Source organism: Photobacterium piscicola (assembly GCF_046058925.1).
GTDB lineage: Bacteria > Pseudomonadota > Gammaproteobacteria > Enterobacterales > Vibrionaceae > Photobacterium > Photobacterium piscicola.
Genome location: NZ_CP175534.1, coordinates 419,959 through 443,933 on the forward strand (window position 1 = coordinate 419,959; position 23,975 = coordinate 443,933).

The window sequence follows — 23,975 nt, forward strand, 5'->3', positions numbered from 1 at the left end:
CGTTAAGAGGATGGTCCACTTAACTTAATTATTAGGTGTTATTAGTCTTGCGCCGTTACCACCATTGGCCAGCCCATATCAGTTTGGCGGGTGGCTTCTTGGGTTAGTTCACTACGGGTTAAGGGATTATTGATCAACCATTTCGCCGATAATAATAACGTCAATTTGTTATCTTCCATGCGTAAGCTAAAGGGAGGTAAACAAGTTTGATCGCGGCGATGGCATAAAATAATCGCTAGTCGTAGTAAGCGTAGCAAACGGGCTGCACTGGGTGCCGATAACGCATGTTGCTCTGGTAAGCTGGTTAATGGACCGTTATGGCGGCGCAATAGTTCAGCTATGAGATTTTTTTGGGCACGAGTAAAGCCAGGTAAATCCATGTGCTTAATTAAGTAAGCCGCATGTTCCCCACTTTTTTTAAATTCAATGCTTGCGCCAATCTCATGTAATTTAGCCGCTGCCTGAAGTAAATTTTCAGCAGGTGACTCTAATTGCCAGCCAGGACATTGAGCTAATAACGCCAATGCCATATTACTAACATTATCAGCATGGGTATGATCTAATTGAAACCGTTGCTGCATGCTACTAATTGTACGTGAGCACACATCATGGTGACGCATTTGATCCATCATTTCATAAACCAATCCTTCACGTAGCGCACCGCCAGCAAGGGTCATTGATTCAATTTGTAATGATTCAAATAGCGCAATTAGGATTGATAATCCACTTGGAAAAACCAGTGCGCGTTCTAATGTTAAACCTTCAATATCAAGGTCTTCTAAACGTTCATATTGCATTGCTTGGCGCTGAAGGCGTTTCAGCTTAGGCAGGGTAATAATTTCATCCATGCCTTGTGCTAGCATTATTTCTTGCAGTGCTTGCACTGTACCACTTGCGCCAACACAGGTTTCCCAACCTTGGTGAGTGTAACGCTCAATAATGGTTTCAATCGCTTCTTTTGCGCCGTTAATGGCAGCATCAAAGTTAACTGAGGTTAGGTAGCGATCTTTAAAGTAGCGCTCTAGCCAAGTAACACAACCAATTTTTAAGCTTGTGAGTGCACTGGCATCAAAACCTTCACCAATAATGACTTCGGTACTGGCTCCGCCAATATCGACCACCAGGCGTTTATCGCTGCCTCCAGAGGTATGTGCTACCCCTTGATAGATAATACGAGCTTCTTCTTCACCAGCAATCACACTGACAGGATACCCAAGTATACTGTGAGCTTGGGAAAGAAATTCGTTAGCATTGACCGCTGTACGCAAAGCGGCAGTGCCGACAATGCGAATATGATCAGGTTTGATATCCTGTAAACGTTCGGCAAAAATGGCCAAACAGTCAAGACCCCGTTGAATGGCTTCTTGGCTGAGTTCGTTTTGATTATTCAAACCTGCAGCTAAACGTACTTTTCGTTTAATTTTAGCCAGTGTTTGAACACTGCCATTGACTTCGCGAACAACCCACATATGAAAGCTGTTCGAGCCTAAATCAATTGCTGCATAAAGCGGTGATACTGAATTTCTTTCCATAGAGATACTTTAACTTATTTTATGCTGGTTTGTTTTGTGGCGGACGGCGGCGATTATTACGCTGACGAGGTTGCCCTTGACCTTGACGCTGGTTATTACGACGGCCACCTTGACGAGGTGTACGTTGTAGACGAATCGGCGCAGGTAAATCATCTAAAAGCGCGTCAGAGTCATACTTTGATTGTGGAATACCATGCTCAATGTAAGTCTCAATCGCAGGTAGGTTAATCGCGTATTCTTCACAGGCAAAGCTGATTGAATGACCACTTTCACCCGCTCGACCTGTACGACCAATACGGTGAACATAGTCTTCTGCGTCATCAGGAAGATCAAAGTTAAATACGTGGGTAACCATCGGAATATGTAGACCACGAGCAGCGACATCCGTTGCAACGAGGATATCAATATCACCTTTGGTGAATTCTTCTAGAATACGCTCACGTTTTTTCTGTGGTACATCACCATTAAGTAGACCTACTCGATGACCATCAGCCGCTAAATGTCCCCAAACATCTTCACAACGATGCTTAGTGTTGGCGAAAATAATCGCACGATCAGGCCATTCTTCTTCAATTAACGTTTGTAATAAACGCATTTTTTCTTGGTTTGATGGATAGAATAACTCTTCTTTAATGCGGTGACCTGTTTTTTGTTCAGGTTCAACCACAACACTTTCTGGGCTGTTCATGTGCTCAAATGCAAGTTCTTTAACACGGTATGATAACGTTGCTGAGAACAGCATGTTTAAACGCGCTTTCGGCTCTGGCATACGACGGAACAAGAAACGGATATCTTTAATAAAACCTAAATCGAACATACGATCGGCTTCATCCAATACCACCACTTGAATGCTGGCAAGGTCGATAACGCGTTGCTTATAGAAGTCGATAATACGGCCGCAAGTACCGATTAAAATATCAACGCCTTCGTCAAACACTTGTTTTTGTTTTTCATAAGGTTCACCACCGTAAGCAAGGCCAGCTTTAAGGCCAGTACTTGCTAGTAACGATGAAGCATCATTGAAAATTTGGATCGCCAACTCTCGCGTTGGCGCCATAATGATCGCTCGCGGTTGGTTGGTTTTACGCTCTGCTGGTGCAGGTGTCTCCAATAGATGGTTAAAAGTAGCGGTCAGAAAGGCAAGGGTCTTACCCGTACCTGTTTGAGCCTGTCCCGCGATATCATGGCCAGTGAGCACAACTGGCAATGCCAAGGCCTGGATCGGGGTACAATTATGAAACCCTTTCTCTTCCAATCCTTTTAGTACTAGGGGGTTTAACCCTAGTTCGGCAAATTTCTGCTCTGTGATATGTGTCGTCTTCATTGCTATAGAATATCAGCTTAGGGTTGCAATACGAAACGTATTCCATTCAAATAGGATAACGATTTGCTGGTTAATTCAATATCAGCTAACAAAATCACTGTTGGAGTGGAAGATGAGCGATAAGATTGTGCAGCTTACCGATGAAAGTTTTGATACTGATGTTGTCAATGCTGCGGGCCCGGTACTGGTTGATTTCTGGGCTGAATGGTGTGGACCTTGTAAAATGATTGCCCCTATTCTTGACGAAATCGCTGATGAATACGAAGGTAAATTAACGATTGGTAAATTAAATATCGACCAAAATGCGGCGACACCGCCAAAATTTGGTATTCGCGGTATTCCAACGTTATTACTGTTCAAAGATGGTGCAGTAGCTGCAACTAAAGTCGGCGCGTTGTCAAAAACGCAGCTGAAAGAGTTCCTAGACGCGAACTTATAAGTGACATAATTGCGAGCCATGCACAATTTCTAAGTTGTGCATGGTTTGTCTAGCGACTATGCTAGACTGATAGAACGTTTAGTGTTAACGTAACGCACAGAAATTACATTTCCGTTCATTTCTTGACCAGGCCCTATTGGTCATCCTTATCTCAACTAATATAGAACCCCGATTTTGACAGACAAGAAACCCACCACTATGAATCTTACAGAACTCAAGAGCCAACCTATCCCTAAGTTGGTATCACTTAGCGAAAGTTTAGGATTGGAAAACCTGGCCCGCCTACGTAAGCAGGACATCATCTTCTCCATTCTTAAGCAACATGCTAAAAGTGGTGAGGATATTTTTGGCGACGGTGTTCTAGAGATTTTGCAAGACGGCTTCGGCTTTCTGCGTAGCGCAGACAGTTCTTACCTTGCAGGCCCTGATGATATTTATGTATCACCAAGCCAAATTCGTCGTTTTAACCTTCGTACTGGCGACACCATTGCCGGAAAGATTCGTCCACCAAAAGACGGTGAACGTTACTTCGCACTACTAAAAGTAAACGAAGTAAACTACGACAAACCAGACAACGCCCGCAATAAAATCCTTTTTGAAAACCTAACTCCACTGCACGCAAACGATCGTATGCGTATGGAACGTGGTAATGGCTCAACAGAAGATATTACAGCGCGTGTTCTAGATTTAGCTTCTCCTATCGGTAAAGGCCAACGAGGCCTGATTGTTGCTCCGCCAAAAGCGGGTAAAACAATGTTGCTGCAAAATATCGCTCAAAGTATTTCTTACAACCACCCTGAGTGTGTGTTGATGGTATTACTAATTGATGAGCGTCCGGAAGAAGTAACTGAGATGCAACGTCTTGTTAAAGGCGAAGTTATTGCATCAACATTTGATGAACCAGCATCTCGTCACGTACAAGTGGCAGAAATGGTTATTGAAAAAGCAAAACGCTTAGTTGAGCATAAGAAAGATGTGGTTATCCTTCTTGACTCAATTACACGTCTAGCACGTGCTTACAACACCGTTATACCTTCTTCAGGTAAAGTATTAACTGGTGGTGTAGATGCCAACGCCCTTCACCGTCCTAAGCGTTTCTTTGGTGCGGCACGTAACGTAGAAGAAGGCGGTAGCTTAACTATCATCGCAACAGCGCTAGTGGATACTGGCTCTAAGATGGATGAAGTTATTTACGAAGAATTTAAAGGTACAGGTAACATGGAACTTCACCTTTCTCGCAAGATTGCTGAGAAACGTGTTTTCCCTGCGATTGATATCAATCGTTCAGGTACCCGTCGTGAAGAATTATTGGCGAAAGCTGATGAACTACAGAAAATGTGGATCCTGCGTAAAATTGTTCACCCAATGAGTGAAACAGATAGTATGGAATTCTTGATCGACAAACTATCAATGACCAAAACAAATGAAGAGTTCTTTGACGCAATGCGCCGTCAAAAATCATAAGTAATTTAAGCGGTTATTGAATTAAAAACGTCACTTTCATGTGGCGTTTTTTTTGGCTAAAATTCAAACTATAAGGTTAGCTTGTTTTGGTTAACCCACAGAATTTAAACGGGTATTTTCTTTTTTGGATCGGCGGGTGTTTTCCGCTGCACAACTGGTTATACTAGCAAAAATCATTCTCATTAGGTCAATGGCAGTAATGTTCATTTGACTTAGTTTAGCTACAGGTAGTCGCTATGAAATACAAGGATCTACGTGACTTTATTGCCTATTTAGAGCAACAAGGGCAATTACAACGCATTCAACATCCTGTCGATCCTAATCAGGAAATGACGGAGATTTGCGATCGTACTCTGCGTGCTGGTGGTCCGGCATTGTTGTTTGAAAATCCTGTAGGTTACGACATGCCGGTACTGGCAAACTTGTTTGGTACGCCTGAACGCGTTGCAATGGGAATGGGGCGTGACAATGTTAAGCAATTACGCGAAGTTGGAGAATGGCTGGCGTATTTAAAAGAACCTGAGCCACCGCATGGCTTGCGGGATGCAATCAATAAAATTCCGGTATTTAAGCAAGTGCTTAATATGCCGACCAAAGTACTTCGTAAAGCGCCTTGCCAACAAATTATTTGGCAAGGTGACGAGGTTGATCTCGATAAAATCCCCGTCATGAGTTGCTGGGCTGGTGATGTTGCACCGTTGCTGACATGGGGATTAACCATTACTCGTGGCCCGAATAAAAAACGCCAAAATTTAGGCATTTATCGCCAACAAAAAATTGCCAAAAATAAAGTGATTATGCGCTGGCTCGCTCACCGTGGTGGCGCGTTAGACATGCGTGAATGGTGTGAAGCCCATCCGGGTGAGAAATTTCCAGTAACGGTTGCTTTTGGGGCTGATCCCGCCACGGTATTAGGGGCTGTAACACCCGTGCCTGATACATTGTCTGAGTACGCATTTGCCGGTTTATTACGCGGTAGTCGCACTGAGGTGGTTAAAAGTATCAGTAATGATCTACAAGTACCTGCCAGTGCAGAAATCGTGATGGAAGGCTATATCGACCCTGAAGAATATGCCGATGAAGGACCTTACGGCGATCATACCGGTTATTACAATGAGGTTGAGCGCCACCATGTGTTCACTATTACTCATATTACGATGCGTAACGATCCGATTTATCACAGTACCTATACCGGTCGTCCACCGGATGAACCTGCGGTGCTTGGCGTAGCATTAAACGAAGTGTTTGTGCCTATTTTGCATAAACAATTTCCTGAGATTGTTGATTTCTATTTGCCGCCAGAAGGGTGTTCTTATCGCATGGCGGTGGTGACAATGAAGAAGCAATACCCTGGCCACGCTAAACGAGTGATGATGGGAGTGTGGTCGTTTTTACGTCAGTTTATGTACACTAAATTTGTAATTGTGTGTGATGATGATGTTAATGCGCGCGATTGGCCGAGTGTGATCAATGCGATGACCACGCGTATGGATCCGGTTCGAGATACATTACTGATTGATAATACGCCAATTGATTCATTGGATTTTGCGTCGCCAGTGGTGGGCTTAGGCTCAAAAATGGGGATTGATGCCACCATTAAATGGCCTGCAGAGTTAGCGAATACCGCAGCAACATCGGTCGGATTAAAGCCTGCTGAGTATGATGTTGATGCTGGATTACTCGCCTTACGTCAGCAATTTCCTGCGATCATCGATTGTTATTTACCGCCACAAGCGGCTGATCACAGCATGGCAATCGTGAGTATTAATAAAACCGTTGTGGGTGAAGGTCTACAGGTTATGAGCGCAGTCTCGGCCTTTTTGAATCAATTCACCGATGCCAAATTTGTGATTATCTGTGATGGTGATGTCAATGTGCGCGATTGGAATGATGTTATTTGGGCGGTTACAACCCGTATGGATCCAAGTCGTGATACGGTATTAACTGCTGCGACCACAGAGCGTTGTTCAAAGATCGGTTTTGATGCTACCAATAAAATTGGCGCTGAAACCCAACGAGAATGGGGTACTCCGATTATTAAGGATCCTCAAATTGTGGCACAAGTCGATGCAATGTGGGCGCAATTAGCGATCAATAACTAACCGCTAACAATGGGCTTGAGTAACAATCAGGCGCCTGATGTTTTTATGTTTCAATGATAATACCTGTCATTGAATTGAGAATTTTTTATGTACCAAGTACGCCTGTTGCCCAATAACATTACGTTTACTGCCGATGCGCAGCAAACCGTATTACAAGCAGCGCTCAACGCAGGCATCGCTTTTCCTAATCGCTGCCAAGTGGGTGCTTGTGCTATGTGTATGTGTCGTAAACAACAAGGTCAAATAAGCTATGAGCTTGAGCCGATGTTAACGCCACAAGAGCAGGCACAAGGCTGGATCTTTGCTTGTCTTGCGAGAGTGGAAAGCGACTTGGTGTTATCGTTAGACTAGAGGAAAACCATGTCTATCCAATGTGAAGTAAAGTCAGTTGAACCGTTGGCATGTAATACATACCGTATTTTATTAACGCCATTACAAGCCCTCGATTTCAAAGCAGGGCAATACTTATTAGCAGTAATGGGAGAACAAGATAAACGCCCGTTCTCGATTGCTAGTAGCCCTTGTCGTCAAGGTGAGCTTGAGCTTCATATTGGTGCTGCTGAACATAATGCTTATGCACTAGAAGTGGTTGAGACGATGAAGAATGCATTAACGGCTCACCAACCTGTGACGATTGAAGCAGCGCATGGCGAAGCTTGGTTACGTCATGAAAGTCAACGTCCATTGTTGATGATCGCAGGTGGCACTGGTTTTTCTTATATTCGCAGTATGGTGGATAACTGTATTAGCCGTGGTTTAACTCAGCCAATCTTTGTTTATTGGGGGGGGCGAGATGTGTGTCAGCTGTATGCTAATGATGAAATGCAAGCACTGGCAAAGCAATATGCCAATATTAGCTATGTACCTGTTGTAGAAACAGCGCCTGAAGGTTGGCAGGGTAAAATTGGTAATGTATTGGACGCAGTTGCCGACGATTTTGTAAGCTTATCTGCCTATGATATTTATGTGTGTGGTCGTTTTGAAATGGCAGGTGCCGCGCGTGAACGTTTCTGTACAGAAAAAGGTGCGTTACGGGAGCATATGTTTGCCGACGCTTTTGCATTTATCTAACGCATCAATCGTATGAGAAAGGCGCGATAATCGCGCCTTTTTTGTGACTATTTTTTGAGAGCTAATGCGCGTTGGGTGGCAACTTTTTGTTTAACCCATGTTTCATTAAACCACAGTGATAATAGAATAATCCCGCCACCAATAATGAGTCGTGGATAGTCGACATCATGGTTCCAAATCACCAAGTTAACGATTAAACCGGCAGGCACTAAAGCATTATTCATGATCGCTAATGCGCCAGCATTGACCATTGTTGCGCCTTTGTTCCAAATGAAATATCCCAGTCCAGAAGCAATCACACCGAGGTAGGTTAAAATTCCCCACTGTAATGATGTTGTGGGTAATTTGGCACTATTACCAAACAATAAATACATTGGCACAGCGACACATACCGCGCCTAAATAAAACCAGCCAAACACGGTATGTTGTGGTATATCCGTTTGTTCTTGTTCAATTATGCGTTTATAGCCAACTTGGCCAATCGCAAAGCACAGGTTTGCGCCTTGAACAATGAAAAAACCAATAATGAAGTGTTGGTTAATCCCTTCAAATTTAATCACCGCCGCCCCAATCACTGCGATCACCGCACTCAGTAAATACCATGGTGAAAATTGTTTATGTAATGCGTCATAAATCAGAGTGACATAAATGGGGGTAAAAATTGTAAATAGTAGCACTTCTGGGACGGTTAAATACAAGAACGATTGGTAATAAAAGCAATACATTAGCCCAAGTTGAAACGCGCCGACGACCATTAATTTGATGGCAAGCTTTGGGTATAGATGTTTAGTACGTAAAAACGGTATAAAAACGAGTGCAGCGAGACAAACGCGGGTTAAAACTGAGAACCAAGCATCAACTTGACCAGCAAGATAAACGCCAATTAAGCTAAACGAAAATGCCCATAATAGGGTTATTAATGATAAGTATTTCATTGTTGCAACTGGGTGTATTGATAGGGGATAACAGCAGTGTAACTAAATTGTGCGATGAAGAATATGATAATGACAGTATGCTATCGTGACGACGAGTAGCAGTCGTTATAACAACGACTGCTATATTTATGATGAGTTATTTTAGCGGTACGATCAATAAATCAACCGGAGTGCGGCTAATAAGTTGACGAGTCGATGATAAAATTTTACTCCAGAAATCTTGATGATGACCACAAATGACTAAATCAACGTTAAGATCTTTGATAGTGCTACAAATTTCTTCACTTAAATCACCGCTACCCACTAAGGTGTGAGCAACCGGGTAACCTGCATTATTAGCAAGCTCATGTAATCGAGTTTGAGCATCGCTTTCAGCACGTTCGTGCATTTCTGCTAAGTTAATATCAATCAAGCCAGTGTAGAGATCAGCATAATCAACATCGATGTGAACCAGTGATAGTTTAGCATTCAATGATTGCGCTAATTTAGCTGCTTTATTGACGAGATAGACGCTATCTTCAGAAAGATCGATAGCAGCGATAATATGTTTATAAACCATCACTTATCTTCCATAACCATATAATAATGGTCTATGTTAGCACTGGTCTACACTTAAAAATATCGATTAGATCGCATCTATAGATTACGAAATGGTTAATTATTTTTCGTAAACGTTGAGCCGTTTTTATTGTTATTTTAGTGGTTTATACTAATAGTCGTTCCTTTATTGAGGACGTTTTGTTCATTTGTTGCATTCTTAACAATGCACAGTGACAATGTCTTGATTACACTTAAACAAACAGGAGTAGTGCAATGTTAGCCAAGGCAATGGTTGAAAATCTTAACGAGCAAATTAATTTAGAGTTCTTTTCTTCAAATTTGTACTTACAAATGAGTGCATGGTGTGAAGATAAAGGGTTTGAAGGTGCCGCTGCGTTCTTACGCGTGCATGCTGCTGAAGAGATGGAGCATATGCAACGTTTGTTTACTTATGTGAGTGAAACGGGTGCGTTACCTATTTTAGGTACCATCGAAGCTCCTAAGCATGAGTTTGCTTCTCTTGGAAATGTGTTTCGTGAAACTTACGAACATGAACAACTTATCACTAAAAAAATTAACGAATTAGCACACGTTGCTTTTTCTACTCAAGATTACTCAACATTTAATTTCCTACAGTGGTATGTGTCAGAGCAGCACGAAGAAGAAAAACTATTTAAAGGCATTTTAGATAAAATTGAGTTAGTTGGTGAAGATGGCAAAGCATTATTCTTTATTGATAAAGATTTAGCTGCAATGGCTAAAGGCGAGTCAGCACCAACATCAGTCATGGACTCACAAGCTTAAAGTGGTTCTAGGGGGTGATACATCGCCCCTTTATCCCTATAAGCACGTGATATAAAGAGGGGATAACTATGATCAGTGGTGATGCACTTTTGGTTGCAATTTTTTTGGTGGCAACCGTTAATACTTGTCGATATATCAGTACATTACGTTCTTTGTTAGTGGTAATGCGAGACTGCGATCCATTGTTATATCAACAAGTTGACGGGCGTGGTTTCTTTTCGTCACAAGGTAATGTCAGTAAACAAATTCGCTTATTTCATTATATTCGTAGTCAACAGTATAAAAAACATCACGATCCGTTATTTATGGCGAAATGCATGAAAGTCAGAAAATTGTTCGTATTGGCCAGTACTTTTATGATCACTTTCTTTGTGGCTATTTTTGCAGTGGCTTTTCTCGGGCTTTAAAGATCACTCTCTGTTTAGGTGTCACTTCCTCAGTGACACTCTCTTTGCGATACCCTTCTTCAGTGTTATATCATGTACTTGGTATAGCTAAACTTTATTAATACCACTTCATTTATTACTTTTCAGTATTGGAAACAACGTCGCTATGGATCAATTTGTCATCTGGTGGTCATCACTTGAAAAGGGTGCCTCTGTTAATTGGATGTATAACATCGGCTTGTTGCTGCTGTTGAGTACACTACTGTGGGGCGGATGGTTATTACTTTCACGTCGACTAGCAACCATAGCGAACAAAACCCATTTTATTTGGGATGATGCGTTAATTGATGCCGTTCGAGCTCCTGTTTCGTTGTGTATTTGGGTGTGGCCTGGGTTGATGTCATTAGGAATAATGGTTGATAACATCACTTCTTATTCAAGTGGCTTCTTGGCTTTATTGCGTCACTTATTATTGGTCGGGGTCTTTATTTGGATTCTGATGCGGTTGATTACCAATATTGAACAAACCATTTTAGACAATCGCCCGCATCGAGATGCCACTACCGTTACTGCTATTTCAAAGATATTACGTTTAATTGTAATGGTATTGAGTAGCTTAATTGTGATGCAAAACTTCGGTTTAAGTTTGTCGGGTTTGCTGACCTTTGGTGGTGTTGGTGGTTTAGTTGTTGGTATGGCAGCCAAAGATTTATTAGCCAATTTCTTTGGTGGAATGATGATTTATTTTGATCGACCTTTTAAAGTGGGTGATTGGATTCGTAGCCCAGATCGTCAAATAGAAGGTACGATAGAACGAATAGGTTTTCGTATGACGGTGATTCGAACTTTTGATAAACGACCACTGTATGTTCCGAATTCAGTTTTCAGTTCAGTGGTAGTAGAAAATGCGTCACGAATGCAGAATCGCCGAATTAAACAAAGTGTTGGTTTACGTTATTGCGATGCTGCGGTTGTGGGGCTGGTGGTTGATGATATAAAAAAAATGCTTCAAAACCATGCCGATATTGAAACGCGCCAAACCTTGATTGTGAGTTTTGATACTTATGGGTCATCGTCACTGAATATTTTGGTGTACACCTTTACTAAAACCGTTGATTGGGTCAAATACAAAGCGGTTCAGCAAGATGTGATGCTGAAAATCGTTGAGATTGTTCATGCTCATGGGGCTGATTTTGCGTTCCCAACCACGACCTTAGATATGCCAGCGGCTGCGGTGACGGCATTAACGTCGATAGATCGCCATCAACAAGCTTGATTTTAATCGAATAAATCCTTGTGGTGGGATAGCTGTTGGTATTGAGTTAAGAGGCAGGTAAAATAGCCGTAACAATAGAAAAAGGATGCTAACAGTTAGCATCCTTTTTGCGTTTATTTAGTGACATTAAAGGCTGATTGAAATCCATGGCGAACAAATATGATGTAGTAATTATTGGTGCGGGTGCTGCCGGCTTAATGTGTGCAGCTACGGCAGGTAAGCGCGGACGCTCAGTGCTTGTACTGGATCACGGTAAAAAACCTGGCCGTAAAATTTTAATTTCAGGTGGTGGTCGCTGTAATTTTACCAATAATGATGTTGCTGCTAATAATTATGTTTGCCGTAATCCCCATTTTGTTAAATCAGCATTGTCACAATACAGCCAATGGGACTTTATTGGGTTAGTTTGTCAGCATGAAATTGATTATGAAGAGCGTGATCATGGGCAATTATTTTGCTTAGATTCCGCAAAAGACATTGTCAAAATGTTGGTGGCTGAATGTGATATGCCTAATATCAGTTTACGTTACCAAACTGATATCAGTGCTATTACCCAATTAGAGACTGGGTTTAGTTTGAATGTTAACGGTGAAACGATCAGCTGTGAATCGCTGGTGGTGGCGACAGGGGGCTTATCGATGCCTAAATTAGGTGCGACCCCATTTGGCTATCAAATTGCAGCCCAGTTTGGTTTAAAAATGGTGCCAACCACCGCAGGATTAGTGCCATTTACACTGCATAAGCAAGATAAAGATGCTTTTGAAGAGCTATCGGGTATCGCAGTGCCTGCAGTGATTACGACCGAAGACGGAACTAGCTTTAAAGAGAATTTACTGTTTACTCACCGTGGCTTATCTGGTCCTGTGGTCCTACAAATATCTTCGTATTGGTTGCCTGGACAAAAGGTAAGTATTGATTTATTACCAACGCTTAATCTGGCTGAAACGTTACTTCAATTACGAGATCAGCATCCAAATCAAAGTATAAAAAATACTTTATCTCGTCTGTTGCCTAAGCGTTTAATTGAAGTATTGATCACTCGTGGCGACATTACAGATAAACCGCTAAAGCAGCTTGATCATAAAGAGTTTGAGCAGTTAGCCACCTATTTTCATCACTGGAATATTGCACCTAATGGCACCGAAGGCTATCGCACTGCTGAAGTGACCCTTGGTGGCGTTGATACAGATGAATTATCATCAAAAACCATGGAATCGAAGCAGATTAAAGGGCTGTTTTTTGCTGGTGAAGTGATGGATGTTAGTGGTTGGTTGGGTGGTTATAACTTCCAATGGGCATGGAGTTCAGGTTATGTTGCTGGTCAAAATGCATAATTTTTAAGCGACAATGTTATCTGTTGAGTTCTGAAAAAGATTCAAATTTCATCCAAAGTGGTGTTTTTTTATTGATATTGCTTGGTAGTGATTAAATATTTACCAAGTAATATCATGTGGTTAATTGTTATTTCAATAATTATCAAAAAATAAATCTTTACAATAATTGCTAACCACATAATAATGTCGGTGCTCTGTTGTTCAGAGTTATTAATGAAAACATCAAGTAAAAGAAAAACCCTCAGAATATCTTCGTTATTGTTGCATTCCTTAGTGTTTCCCTTAGCTTCATCGTCACATTCAATAATTCAAGCTTTCAGCGCATCGTGATTTATTCGCGTTTAATTTTTTATGAATTTTAATCAAAATTAAGGGACACATTATGTCTACTGGTATCGTTAAGTGGTTCAACGAAGAGAAAGGTTTCGGCTTCATTACTCAAGATAATGGCGGCGCTGACGTATTCGTTCACTTCCGTGCAATCGCATCTGAAGGTTTCAAAACTCTTGCTGAAGGCCAAAAAGTGTCTTTTGAAGTAGAGCAAGGCCAAAAAGGTCTTCAAGCTGCAAACGTTGTAGCTTTATAATATTTTAAGTCGACGCAAATGGTCGCAGTACCGTTTGCGTCACTTTTAATAACACCCATTTTAACTTAAAAATTATTTATACAATATCATCGAAATATAAAACACTTCCAACATCTGCTTCTGTATTTGTCGTTACGTTCATATTTACTTCGTTACTTTATTATAAATAAAAACTCAAAAACTTAATTAGCATGAATAATGTTAGATGCCTTTTATCATCTGAATATTTTTCTGCTAGTAAAAAACTAAGGATACTTATGTCTCGTTCATTAGGCCGTAAGCGATTTTGGTTCCAACAGAATCGTCAAGAAAACCCTGTAAATACAAATGAAAATCAAGAGGTTAATAATGATAGTAAACTTTAATTTAGTAAAAAACCAACGCACTTGGAGTGCCAATATCCATCAGTTAAACAGTGATGTATTAAAGCGTCATGTTCTTATTAACGGTAATGTTGATAATCTTGATATCTCATTTAGTTACTGTGAAAAAACATCAGCAGGTAACATTACAAATAGCAGCAATAAAGTAATTGGTAATTTCTACATTTCTTATTAATACCTCAGGGGATTTAATTAAGAAATGATTTTAATTAAATGTCTTATCTCGCCAAATGACATTATTTAATAACAATATAAATATAGTACACCTTCATAACAATTCGGTATGGTTATGAGTATAAGGGTAGTGCAGTGATTTATATGAATATTATCATTTCAGATTATTGCAGTGTGCGATAATTTACTCAGATTCAAATTAAGGGACATTCAATGTCATTATCAAAAACAATCGGTACTGTTAAGTGGTTTAACGAAGAGAAAGGTTTTGGTTTCATTACTCAAGACAATGGCGGCGCTGACGTATTCGTTCACTTTCGTGCTATCGTTTCTGAAGGCTTTAAAACATTAGCTGAAGGTCAGAAAGTATCATTTGACGTTGAGCAAGGCCAGAAAGGTCTACAAGCAGCGAACGTTATCGCTTTATAATTCGATACGTTACTCGCTAATAAAATGCTGGCTAAGGCCGGCATTTTTTATATCTATGCATTGTTATTAGGCACCTTTCTTCTAAGAATATCCTGCACATCCTGCACATCCTGCACATCCTGCACATCCTGCACATCCTGCACATCCTGCACATCCTGCACATCCTGCACATCCTGCACATCCTGCACATCCTGCACATCCTGCACATCCTGCACATCCTGCACATCCTGCACATCCTGCACATTTGATAGTCGTAAAAAAATCCCCCGCTGTTGCCAGCGAGGGATTTGATAGGGTAGTCACATTATCGCATTAGGCGATTATAGTGCTTCTTTTTTGATACAAAGAACGTGGTATTTACCGTCTTCGATTTCTGCGCCTTCAGTTTCATGTTCGAAACCAGGGAACTCAGCGTCCCATGCTTCTAGTGCTTTCAAGTACTGGATTTGAGGACTTGTATCATCACCGAAGTTTTCGCCACCCATTAGCATTGGAATGCCTGGTGGGTAAGGAATAACAGAGTTCGCTGCAACACGACCAACAAGCTTGTCAGAAGGTACTAGCTCTACGTCATCTGATACTACGAACTGGTAAGCAGTACGTGGTTTCACTTCCATTTCTGGAAGGCTTGAGTACGCGTGGTTCAGTACTTGGCTTGGGTTGTGACGTACTAAGTATTCAAACATCTTGTTACCAAGATCTTTAAGACCTAGACCGCGGTAAACTTCTGGAGCAGACGCTACTAGCTCAGGCAGTAATGTTTCGATATCTGCGTTAGCATCGTAGTGACGCTTGAATGACAACAAGGTGTTGATCAATGTGTCACGCTTACCTTTAGTAATACCCATTGAGAATAGGAACATTACTTGGAAGTCAGTTGTACGTGTTGGTACGATACCGAAACGACCTAGGTATGCAGTAACAAGTGCTGCTGGAACACCTGTTTCTAGGAAGTTACCGTTGTCGTCAAGACCCGGAGTTAGCAAGCTAACTTTGATTGGATCAAGCATACACCAGTCATTGTCGATTTCGTCAAAGCCGTGCCACTTGTCACCAGGAGTCAATTTCCAGTTCTGTTGGATAGTCATTAGAGACTCAACAGAAGCGTCTTCGAAATTAACTTTGTCGCCGTTCATTTCTGTAACAGTTTCAGCGTTCCAAGGCTTGAAGAACCAATCGTTTTCAGCGGTGTAATCGTTGAATAGTTGACGCATGTTCTGACGGAAGATGATCGCTTCGCGGTTAACTTCGTTAGTTAGCGATAGACCACTTTCGCCTTTCATCATGTTAGCAGCAACATCGTTAGACGCACAGATTGCGTATAGTGGCGATGTTGATGTGTGCATCATGTAAGCTTGGTTGAAACGATCGAAGTTAATCGCGTTTTCACCGTTACGTACGTGAATGTATGATGCTTGAGACAATGCATTCAATAACTTGTGTGTTGAGTGAGTTGCAAATACTGTAGGACCAGTGTGGTCTTTAGCATCGCCACGCATTGCGTAGTGACCCTTGTAGATAGGGTTAAAACGTGCGTAACCAAACCAAGCTTCATCCATGTGAATACGGCTAGAGCTTTCGCCTAGTAGCGCTTCAGTCACTTCTGAGTGGTAACATAAACCGTCGTAAGTACAGTTAGTTACTACAGCGTAGCTTGCTTTTTTCTCATCAGCGTTGAAAGGAATGCCCGCATTTTTCGCTTTAAGCGCGATGCCTTCTTTGCTCATTTGAACTTTGCTGATCGGACCGATGATACCGTAACAGTTACGGCTAGGTACCATGTAGATTGGACGTGCGCCCGTTAGGATCAGACCTTGTTCAATTGATTTGTGACAGTTACGGTCACAAATAGCGATGTCATCATCTTTCATACATGCTTGCATGATAGTACGGTTTGAACCAGATGTACCTACGATACCAGAGTAAGACTGATGAGCACCGAAGATCTTAGCTGCTTCAACTTCAGAATCTTTAAATGCGCCACTGTGGTCAAGTAATGAACCTAGTGCAGCACGTTCGATACCCATATCGGTACGGAACAAGTTTTCGCCGAAGAATTCAAAGAATTGGTTACCAGCAGGGGTCTTAGTGAAACCAATACCACCTTGGTGACCTGGAGCAGACCATGAGTACTCATGGATATCGTTGTAGTGCATCATCGCTTTCATGAACGGTGGTAACACTTGTGCACGGTAACGACGCATTGAAGCAACGATACGGCCAGCAACGAAGTCAGCAGTGTCTTCTAGTACAGAATAACACTCATCAACACGTTCCATTAACTGGCGGTTGTTAAGAATAGAAGTACGAGCGCGTTCTGCTAGTAGAAATACTGGTACTTCAGATTGACGCGCTTGAAGTGCACTTAGTAGTTCAACTTCTTCGTTAGAGTTAACGATCTGCTCTTCAGTTTTTTCTAGTGCTAATACTAGGCTGTCAATTTGAGTAGACAGAATAACCGCACGTGCATCTTCGTAAGAAGTTGCTGTAATAATTTCGATAGTGCGGTTTTGTAGTTCAGCAACAAGCGACTTAGTTGCGCGGTCTGCAAAGCTGTTTGGAGTAATATTTTGGTGCTCGATAACAAGAGCACGCATTTTATTTGTACTACTATTATTGTTCATAATAACGCCTGAATAAAATGGTGGATAACAGGTGTGTTTTAACTCGACATATTAATTATGAAAAATTAAAAGGCCTGACCGAATATTTTAGAAAGGGAATAAATAATACTGTTTATTAATAGTGATAATTAATTGTCAGTGTATTTATTATTTATTCCCATTTCCGTTCTAGTTAGTTATTAATAAATTGCTTTAGTATCGAATTTATTAAATCTTTAAAATTAGTTTGCTTTCACTTCTGGCTTAGTATCACGAGCTGCGATGAAGCCGTAGAAGATGTAGCCAAGCAGTGTCAGAATAGTACCGCCGAATACGGCTGTCGCACCACAAGCGTACACACCGTAGATGCTGTATAGAACCGCTAATGTACCCACGGTTGCACCAAGACGGTATTGCTTTTGAGATACCATGTTCTTGCGAAGTAGTACTTCAAGGCCAGTCATCGATAGGATGTAAGGTACCATGTTAATGAATACGGCTAGGTTCAATAGTGCGTTGAACTGACTGATCAAGTTAGGAGAGATAGTCATTACTGCTAGTAGAATCTCAGCCGCAAGCATGATTAACATACCTGCAATTGGCACACCTGCTTTGTTTGTTTTAGCAAAGATTTTAGGGAATAGACCTTCATCAGCCGCTGCTTTAGAAACTTGGGCGTTAGTGAACTGCCAGCCAAGTAGTGAGCCGATACATGCGATAACTGCTGCCAGTGTAACAATGTTACCTACTGTTGGGTTGAACATGTGGCTGAATACAAGACCAAACGGTGCAGTTGATGCTGCTAGTTCTGAGTTAGGAATAATACCTTGAATAACACCCGTTGAAGCAATGTAAACAATCGCTGCGAAACCAGTACCAAACAGTACTGCAAGTGGTACGTTACGCTCTGGGTTTTCAACCGCATCAGAGTTAGCACCTGCAGACTCAATACCGAGGAAAGCCCATAAAGTCAATGCGATACCAGAAGATACAGAGTGCATTGTAGTGTCGTGGTGTGGGTTCCATGCGCTCATGAATGTTTGTGGATCGAACCACCACCAACCGATGATAGATAGACCTGCAACTGGAATAATAATACCCCAAACAGTGAATGCTGAGATTTGACCTGTGATTTTCGCACCGCCAAAGTTAGCTACCATGGTGAAGATAAGGATAGCAACTACACCGTAGAAAGTGTGCATAGGTGTATCAAGCCAAGGCATAAATGGTTTGATGTAACCTAAAGCAGAAACGGCAATAGCAACACAGCTAATAACCAAACACACGTAATAAGTATAAGATGAGATGAAGAAAGATGATTTTCCGTGTGCTTCTTCTGCGTAAGCTGACATACCGCCAGAGCGCTTACAAAATGCACCACATTTAGCGAATGTATAAGCAATACACATTGCGCCTAACGCAGTCACAATCCAAGATAACATTGAGATTGCACCAACTTGCGCCAAGCTTGCTGGTAGCATAATAATACCGGAACCCATCATGTTAACTGCAACAAGTACAGTTAAGCCGACAAGGCCCATTTTTTTAGTGCCAGTATCTGATGACATTATATTCACCTGTGATTTAAAGGGATGTAAATCATATTTAAAATAAGATTTATATTAATATAAATAAAACCAGATCCATGGGGAGTTATTTATTATATAAAGGAAGTTAATTATTTTATTTTACTTATTATAAAATAATTAAAATATAGTTCTCAGCATAAGAAATATATTTTAAATGGAATAAACAACTTCGCTTTCGAGACATATAATGCGCTGATTCTTTAAAATTAAAACCGTAAAAACGGAATGAATCATTGCATTTTTAGTGGGTATGATTAGTTTTAGTATCATTATTCGACCATTATTTTTAACAAATGGTGTAAAAATGTAATTTGTTGCATTTTTTTGTGATTAAAGGCCTTTATTTACAATGAGTTGAAATTCTCACTGGGTGGTAATTTAAAATCAATCAAAAATAGCACAAAATATAGTTATGCTTTATCAGTGAGAATAAATTCATCATTAAAAATTGATTTTTTTTTTGAATGATGGGTTAAGAAATATTTAATTTGTATAAATTATAATTAGCTATAGATAGGTTAATGCAACCTGAGCGCTAAGATTATGGCTAAATTTGTACCGATAAAAAAATCCCCCGCTGTTACCAACGAGGGATTGATAGGCTGTCACACTAATGCATTAAGCGATTATAGTGCTTCTTTTTTGATACAAAGAACGTGGTATTTACCGTCTTCGATTTCTGCGCCTTCAGTTTCGTGTTCGAAACCAGGGAACTCAGCGTCCCATGCTTCTAGTGCTTTCAAGTACTGGATTTGAGGACTTGTATCATCACCGAAGTTTTCGCCACCCATAAGCATTGGAATGCCTGGTGGGTAAGGGATAACAGAGTTCGCTGCAACGCGGCCAACAAGTTTATCTGAAGCCACTAGCTCTACGTCATCTGAAACTACGAACTGGTAAGCAGTACGTGGTTTCACTTCCATTACTGGAAGGCTTGAGTAAGCGTGGTTTAGCACTTGGCTTGGGTTGTGACGTACTAGGTACTTGTACATACGTTCGCCAAGATCTTTCAGACCAAGACCACGGTAAACTTCTGGAGCAGAAGCAACTAGCTCAGGCAATAATGTTTCGATATCTGCGTTGGCATCGTAGTGACGTTTGAACGACAACAATGTGTTGATCAAGGTGTCACGCTTACCTTTAGTAATACCCATTGAGAATAGGAACATTACTTGGAAGTCAGTAGTACGTGTTGGTACGATACCGAAATGGCTTAGGTAAGCTGTTACAAGTGCTGCTGGAACACCTGTTTCTAGGAAGTTACCGTTGTCGTCAAGACCTGGAGTTAGCAAGCTAACTTTGATTGGATCAAGCATACACCAGTCATTGTCGATTTCGTCAAAGCCGTGCCACTTGTCACCAGGAGTCAATTTCCAGTTCTGTTGGATAGTCATTAGAGACTCAACAGAAGCGTCTTCGAAATTAACCTTGTCACCATTCATTTCAGTAACAGTTTCAGCGTTCCAAGGCTTGAAGAACCAATCGTTTTCAGCGGTGTAATCGTTGAATAGTTGACGCATGTTTTGACGGAAGATGATCGCTTCGCGGTTAACTTCGTTAGTTAGCGATAGACCACTTTCGCCTTTCATCATGTTTGCAGCAACATCGTTAGACGCACAGATTGCGTATAGTGGCGATGTTGATGTGTGCATCATGTAAGCTTGGTTGAAACGATCGAAGTTAATCGCGTTTTCACCGTTACGTACGTGAATGTATGATGCTTGAGACAATGCATTCAATAACTTGTGTGTTGAGTGAGTTGCAAATACTGTAGGACCAGTGTGGTCTTTAGCATCGCCACGCATTGCGTAGTGACCCTTATAGATAGGGTTAAAACGTGCGTAACCAAACCAAGCTTCATCCATGTGAATACGGCTAGAGCTTTCGCCTAGTAGCGCTTCAGTCACTTCTGAGTGGTAACATAAACCGTCGTAAGTACAGTTAGTTACTACAGCGTAGCTTGCTTTTTTCTCATCAGCGTTGAAAGGAATGCCCGCATTTTTCGCTTTAAGCGCGATGCCTTCTTTGCTCATTTGAACTTTGCTGATCGGACCGATGATACCGTAACAGTTACGGCTAGGTACCATGTAGATTGGACGTGCGCCCGTTAGGATCAGACCTTGTTCAATTGATTTGTGACAGTTACGGTCACAAATAGCGATGTCATCATCTTTCATACATGCTTGCATGATAGTACGGTTTGAACCTGAAGTACCTACGATACCAGAGTAAGACTGATGAGCACCGAAGATCTTAGCTGCTTCAACTTCAGAATCTTTAAATGCGCCACTGTGGTCAAGTAATGAACCTAGTGCAGCACGTTCGATACCCATATCGGTACGGAACAAGTTTTCGCCGAAGAATTCAAAGAATTGGTTACCAGCAGGGGTCTTAGTAAAACCAATACCACCTTGGTGACCTGGAGCAGACCATGAGTATTCATGGATATCGTTGTAGTGCATCATCGCTTTCATGAACGGTGGTAACACTTGTGCACGGTAACGACGCATTGAAGCAACGATACGGCCAGCAACGAAGTCAGCAGTGTCTTCTAGTACAGAGTAACACTCATCAACACGTTCCATTAACTGGCGGTTGTTAAGAATAGAAGTACGTGCGCGTTCTGCTAGTAGAAATACTGGCACTTCAGATTGACGTGCTTGTAGTGCTGCTAACAAATCAACTTCTTCATGAGAGTTAACGATTTGTTCTTCAGTTTTTTCTAGTGCTAATACTAGGCTGTCAATTTGAGTAGACAGAATAACCGCACGTGCATCTTCGTAAGAAGTAGCAGTGATGATTTCGATAGTACGGTTTTGTAGTTCAGCAACAAGCGACTTAGTTGCACGGTCTGCAAAGCTGTTTGGAGTAATATTTTGGTGCTCGATAACAAGAGCACGCATTTTATTTGTACTACTATTATTGTTCATAATAACGCCTGAATAAAATGGTGGATAACAGGTGTGTTTTAACTCGACATATTAACTATGAAAAATTAAAAGGCCTGACCGAATATTTTAGAAAGGGAATAAATAATACTGTTTATTAATAGTGATAATTAATTGTCAGTGTATTTATTATTTATTCCCATTTCCGTTCTAGTTAGTTATTAATAAATTGCTTTAGTATCGAATTTATTAAATCTTTAAAATTAGTTTGCTTTCACTTCTGGCTTAGTATCACGAGCTGCGATGAAGCCGTAGAAGATGTAGCCAAGCAGTGTCAGGATAGTACCGCCGAATACGGCTGTCGCACCACAAGCGTACACACCGTAGATGCTGTATAGAACCGCTAATGTACCCACGGTTGCACCAAGACGGTATTGCTTTTGAGATACCACGTTTTTACGAAGTAGTACTTCAAGGCCAGTCATCGATAGGATGTAAGGTACCATGTTAATGAATACGGCTAGGTTCAATAGTGCGTTGAACTGACTGATCAAGTTAGGAGAGATAGTCATTACTGCAAGAATAATCTCAGCCGCAAGCATGATTAACATACCTGCAATCGGTGCACCTGCTTTGTTTGTTTTAGAGAAGATTTTAGGGAATAGACCTTCATCAGCCGCGGCTTTAGAAACCTGGGCGTTAGTGAACTGCCAGCCAAGTAGTGAGCCTAGACATGCAACAACTGCTGCCAGTGTAACAATGTTACCTACTGTTGGGTTAAACATGTGGCTGAATACAAGACCAAACGGTGCAGTTGATGCTGCTAGTTCTGAGTTAGGAATAATACCTTGAATAACACCCGTTGAAGCAATGTAAACAATCGCTGCGAAACCAGTACCAAACAGTACTGCAAGGGGTACGTTACGCTCTGGGTTTTCAACCGCATCAGAGTTAGCACCTGCAGATTCAATACCTAGGAAAGCCCATAAAGTCAATGCGATACCAGAAGATACTGAGTGCATAGCTGTGTCATGATGTGGGTTCCATGCGCTCATGAATGTTTGTGGATCGAACCACCACCAACCGATGATAGATAGACCTGCAACAGGAATAATAATACCCCAAACAGTAAAGGTTGAGATTTGACCTGTGATTTTTGCACCGCCAAAGTTAGCTACCATAGTGAAGATAAGGATAGCGACTACACCGTAGAAAGTGTGCATAGGTGTATCTAGCCAAGGCATAAATGGTTTGATGTAACCTAAACAAGAAACGGCAATAGCAACACAGCTAATCACCAAACACACGTAGTAAGTGTAAGAAGAGATGAAGAAAGATGATTTTCCGTGTGCTTCTTCTGCGTAAGCTGACATACCGCCAGAGCGTTTACAAAATGCACCACATTTAGCGAATGTGTAAGCAATACACATTGCACCTAGCGCAGTAACAACCCAAGATAACATTGAGATTGCACCAACTTGCGCCAAGCTTGCTGGTAGCATAATAATACCGGAACCCATCATGTTAACTGCAACAAGTACAGTTAAGCCGACAAGACCCATTTTTTTAGTGCCAGTATCTGATGACATTATATTCACCTATGATTGAGGAGGATATAAACGCTATAAAAATAGTTTATTTATCGTAATGAAAATAAAGTCATGCTAATTAAAAAATTCAACGCCGATAAATAATTAAATTATTTTTTTGATTGTCTTACCTAACCAAAAAAATAAATTAAATATACTTTTTCATTGCTGGAATTACTTAATCTCATCACCGTTTACTTATTTAACGAGTGCTATGATGCTGCTATTTTGATAAAAAAAAAACCGTAAAAGCGCAAAGAAACGTTGCATATTTAGAGAGTAAATTAATAAAGAGTATCGTTATTCGATTGCTTAATTTCGTGAAAATTAACATTCCATTATGAGGCTATAAGGATTAATAATTAAAAAGCATTAATAACAGTAGCTTGAACTGATAACTAGATAGTGATTATGCTACAAACTCCACGTTTGCAACTGTAAGCATAAAATAGTTATGCATTAATAGTGAGGTTGCATGCCTTGTTATGTGGGCATTTATTTTACTAATAATGCGCCATAATAACCGC

General features: G+C 41.0%; 21 protein-coding genes. 12 read left to right on the forward strand and 9 right to left on the reverse strand.

What is annotated here, in order from left to right; genetic code table 11:
• Positions 1-41: 41 nt before the first annotated feature.
• Both gppA and rhlB read right to left on the reverse strand, forming a co-directional pair.
• The gene (gene gppA / locus ACJZU6_RS01990) at positions 42-1,532 is read right to left on the reverse strand and encodes a guanosine-5'-triphosphate,3'-diphosphate diphosphatase (RefSeq protein ID WP_408900569.1); all 1,491 of its coding nucleotides are present in this window, start codon (positions 1,530-1,532) and stop codon (positions 42-44) included.
• Between the two features lie 19 nt (positions 1,533-1,551).
• The gene (gene rhlB, locus ACJZU6_RS01995) at positions 1,552-2,856 is read right to left on the reverse strand and encodes an ATP-dependent RNA helicase RhlB (protein ID WP_080159273.1); all 1,305 of its coding nucleotides are present in this window, start codon (positions 2,854-2,856) and stop codon (positions 1,552-1,554) included.
• 112 nt (positions 2,857-2,968) lie between these two features.
• Here rhlB and trxA point away from each other — a divergent pair, with 112 nt between their 5' ends.
• The 5 genes from trxA to fre all read left to right on the forward strand — a co-directional run bounded on the left by trxA (position 2,969) and on the right by fre (position 7,932).
• A complete protein-coding gene (gene trxA / locus ACJZU6_RS02000) occupies positions 2,969-3,295 on the forward strand; it encodes a thioredoxin TrxA (protein WP_036789189.1) in 327 nt (108 codons plus the stop codon).
• 198 nt (positions 3,296-3,493) lie between these two features.
• On the forward strand, positions 3,494-4,759 hold the full coding sequence (gene rho / locus ACJZU6_RS02005; protein WP_080159272.1) for a transcription termination factor Rho: 1,266 nt from the start codon (positions 3,494-3,496) through the stop codon (positions 4,757-4,759).
• Between the two features lie 236 nt (positions 4,760-4,995).
• The gene (ubiD, locus tag ACJZU6_RS02010; RefSeq protein WP_408900570.1) at positions 4,996-6,861 is read left to right on the forward strand and encodes a 4-hydroxy-3-polyprenylbenzoate decarboxylase; all 1,866 of its coding nucleotides are present in this window, start codon (positions 4,996-4,998) and stop codon (positions 6,859-6,861) included.
• Positions 6,862-6,948: 87 nt separating this feature from the next.
• Complete coding sequence (locus ACJZU6_RS02015) at positions 6,949-7,212, forward strand: 2Fe-2S iron-sulfur cluster-binding protein (RefSeq protein ID WP_080159270.1); 264 nt, start codon at positions 6,949-6,951, stop codon at positions 7,210-7,212.
• Between the two features lie 9 nt (positions 7,213-7,221).
• A complete protein-coding gene (fre, locus tag ACJZU6_RS02020; protein ID WP_080159269.1) occupies positions 7,222-7,932 on the forward strand; it encodes an NAD(P)H-flavin reductase in 711 nt (236 codons plus the stop codon).
• A 47-nt stretch (positions 7,933-7,979) separates the two neighbouring features.
• Here the strand turns inward: fre and ACJZU6_RS02025 are convergent, their stop codons facing one another.
• Both ACJZU6_RS02025 and ACJZU6_RS02030 read right to left on the reverse strand, forming a co-directional pair.
• Entirely contained in the window at positions 7,980-8,867 is an 888-nt protein-coding gene (locus ACJZU6_RS02025) for a carboxylate/amino acid/amine transporter (RefSeq protein ID WP_107277160.1), read from the reverse strand.
• A gap of 136 nt (positions 8,868-9,003) precedes the next feature.
• On the reverse strand, positions 9,004-9,426 hold the full coding sequence (locus ACJZU6_RS02030; protein ID WP_080159267.1) for a universal stress protein: 423 nt from the start codon (positions 9,424-9,426) through the stop codon (positions 9,004-9,006).
• Between the two features lie 254 nt (positions 9,427-9,680).
• Between ACJZU6_RS02030 and ftnA the strand changes: the two genes are divergently transcribed.
• The 7 genes from ftnA to ACJZU6_RS02065 all read left to right on the forward strand — a co-directional run bounded on the left by ftnA (position 9,681) and on the right by ACJZU6_RS02065 (position 14,779).
• Positions 9,681-10,211, forward strand: a complete 531-nt coding sequence (gene ftnA, locus ACJZU6_RS02035) for a non-heme ferritin (protein WP_080159266.1) — start codon at positions 9,681-9,683, stop codon at positions 10,209-10,211.
• Between the two features lie 68 nt (positions 10,212-10,279).
• Complete coding sequence (uspB, locus tag ACJZU6_RS02040; protein WP_199190817.1) at positions 10,280-10,618, forward strand: universal stress protein UspB; 339 nt, start codon at positions 10,280-10,282, stop codon at positions 10,616-10,618.
• A gap of 145 nt (positions 10,619-10,763) precedes the next feature.
• Complete coding sequence (locus tag ACJZU6_RS02045) at positions 10,764-11,873, forward strand: mechanosensitive ion channel family protein (protein ID WP_394167650.1); 1,110 nt, start codon at positions 10,764-10,766, stop codon at positions 11,871-11,873.
• A gap of 146 nt (positions 11,874-12,019) precedes the next feature.
• Positions 12,020-13,207: an NAD(P)/FAD-dependent oxidoreductase gene (locus ACJZU6_RS02050; protein WP_408900571.1), complete on the forward strand. Its 1,188-nt coding sequence runs from the start codon at positions 12,020-12,022 to the stop codon at positions 13,205-13,207.
• Positions 13,208-13,589: 382 nt separating this feature from the next.
• The gene (locus tag ACJZU6_RS02055; RefSeq protein ID WP_005372118.1) at positions 13,590-13,793 is read left to right on the forward strand and encodes a cold-shock protein; all 204 of its coding nucleotides are present in this window, start codon (positions 13,590-13,592) and stop codon (positions 13,791-13,793) included.
• Positions 13,794-14,141: 348 nt separating this feature from the next.
• Positions 14,142-14,351 (forward strand): hypothetical protein, encoded by a 210-nt coding sequence (locus ACJZU6_RS02060; RefSeq protein ID WP_327765371.1) that lies wholly within the window; start codon positions 14,142-14,144, stop codon positions 14,349-14,351.
• A 212-nt stretch (positions 14,352-14,563) separates the two neighbouring features.
• Positions 14,564-14,779 (forward strand): cold-shock protein, encoded by a 216-nt coding sequence (locus ACJZU6_RS02065; protein ID WP_080159262.1) that lies wholly within the window; start codon positions 14,564-14,566, stop codon positions 14,777-14,779.
• Between the two features lie 53 nt (positions 14,780-14,832).
• Here ACJZU6_RS02065 and ACJZU6_RS02070 read toward each other — a convergent pair whose 3' ends face one another.
• The 5 genes from ACJZU6_RS02070 to potE (ACJZU6_RS02090) all read right to left on the reverse strand — a co-directional run bounded on the left by ACJZU6_RS02070 (position 14,833) and on the right by potE (ACJZU6_RS02090) (position 23,448).
• Positions 14,833-15,012, reverse strand: coding sequence for a hypothetical protein (locus ACJZU6_RS02070; RefSeq protein WP_408900572.1), 180 nt, complete (start codon positions 15,010-15,012; stop codon positions 14,833-14,835).
• 87 nt (positions 15,013-15,099) lie between these two features.
• A complete protein-coding gene (adiA, locus tag ACJZU6_RS02075; RefSeq protein WP_408900573.1) occupies positions 15,100-17,403 on the reverse strand; it encodes an arginine decarboxylase in 2,304 nt (767 codons plus the stop codon).
• 221 nt (positions 17,404-17,624) lie between these two features.
• Positions 17,625-18,950 (reverse strand): putrescine-ornithine antiporter, encoded by a 1,326-nt coding sequence (gene potE, locus ACJZU6_RS02080; protein WP_408900574.1) that lies wholly within the window; start codon positions 18,948-18,950, stop codon positions 17,625-17,627.
• Positions 18,951-19,597: 647 nt separating this feature from the next.
• Positions 19,598-21,901, reverse strand: coding sequence for an arginine decarboxylase (gene adiA, locus ACJZU6_RS02085; RefSeq protein ID WP_408900575.1), 2,304 nt, complete (start codon positions 21,899-21,901; stop codon positions 19,598-19,600).
• A gap of 221 nt (positions 21,902-22,122) precedes the next feature.
• Complete coding sequence (gene potE, locus ACJZU6_RS02090) at positions 22,123-23,448, reverse strand: putrescine-ornithine antiporter (RefSeq protein WP_408900576.1); 1,326 nt, start codon at positions 23,446-23,448, stop codon at positions 22,123-22,125.
• Positions 23,449-23,975: the final 527 nt, after the last annotated feature.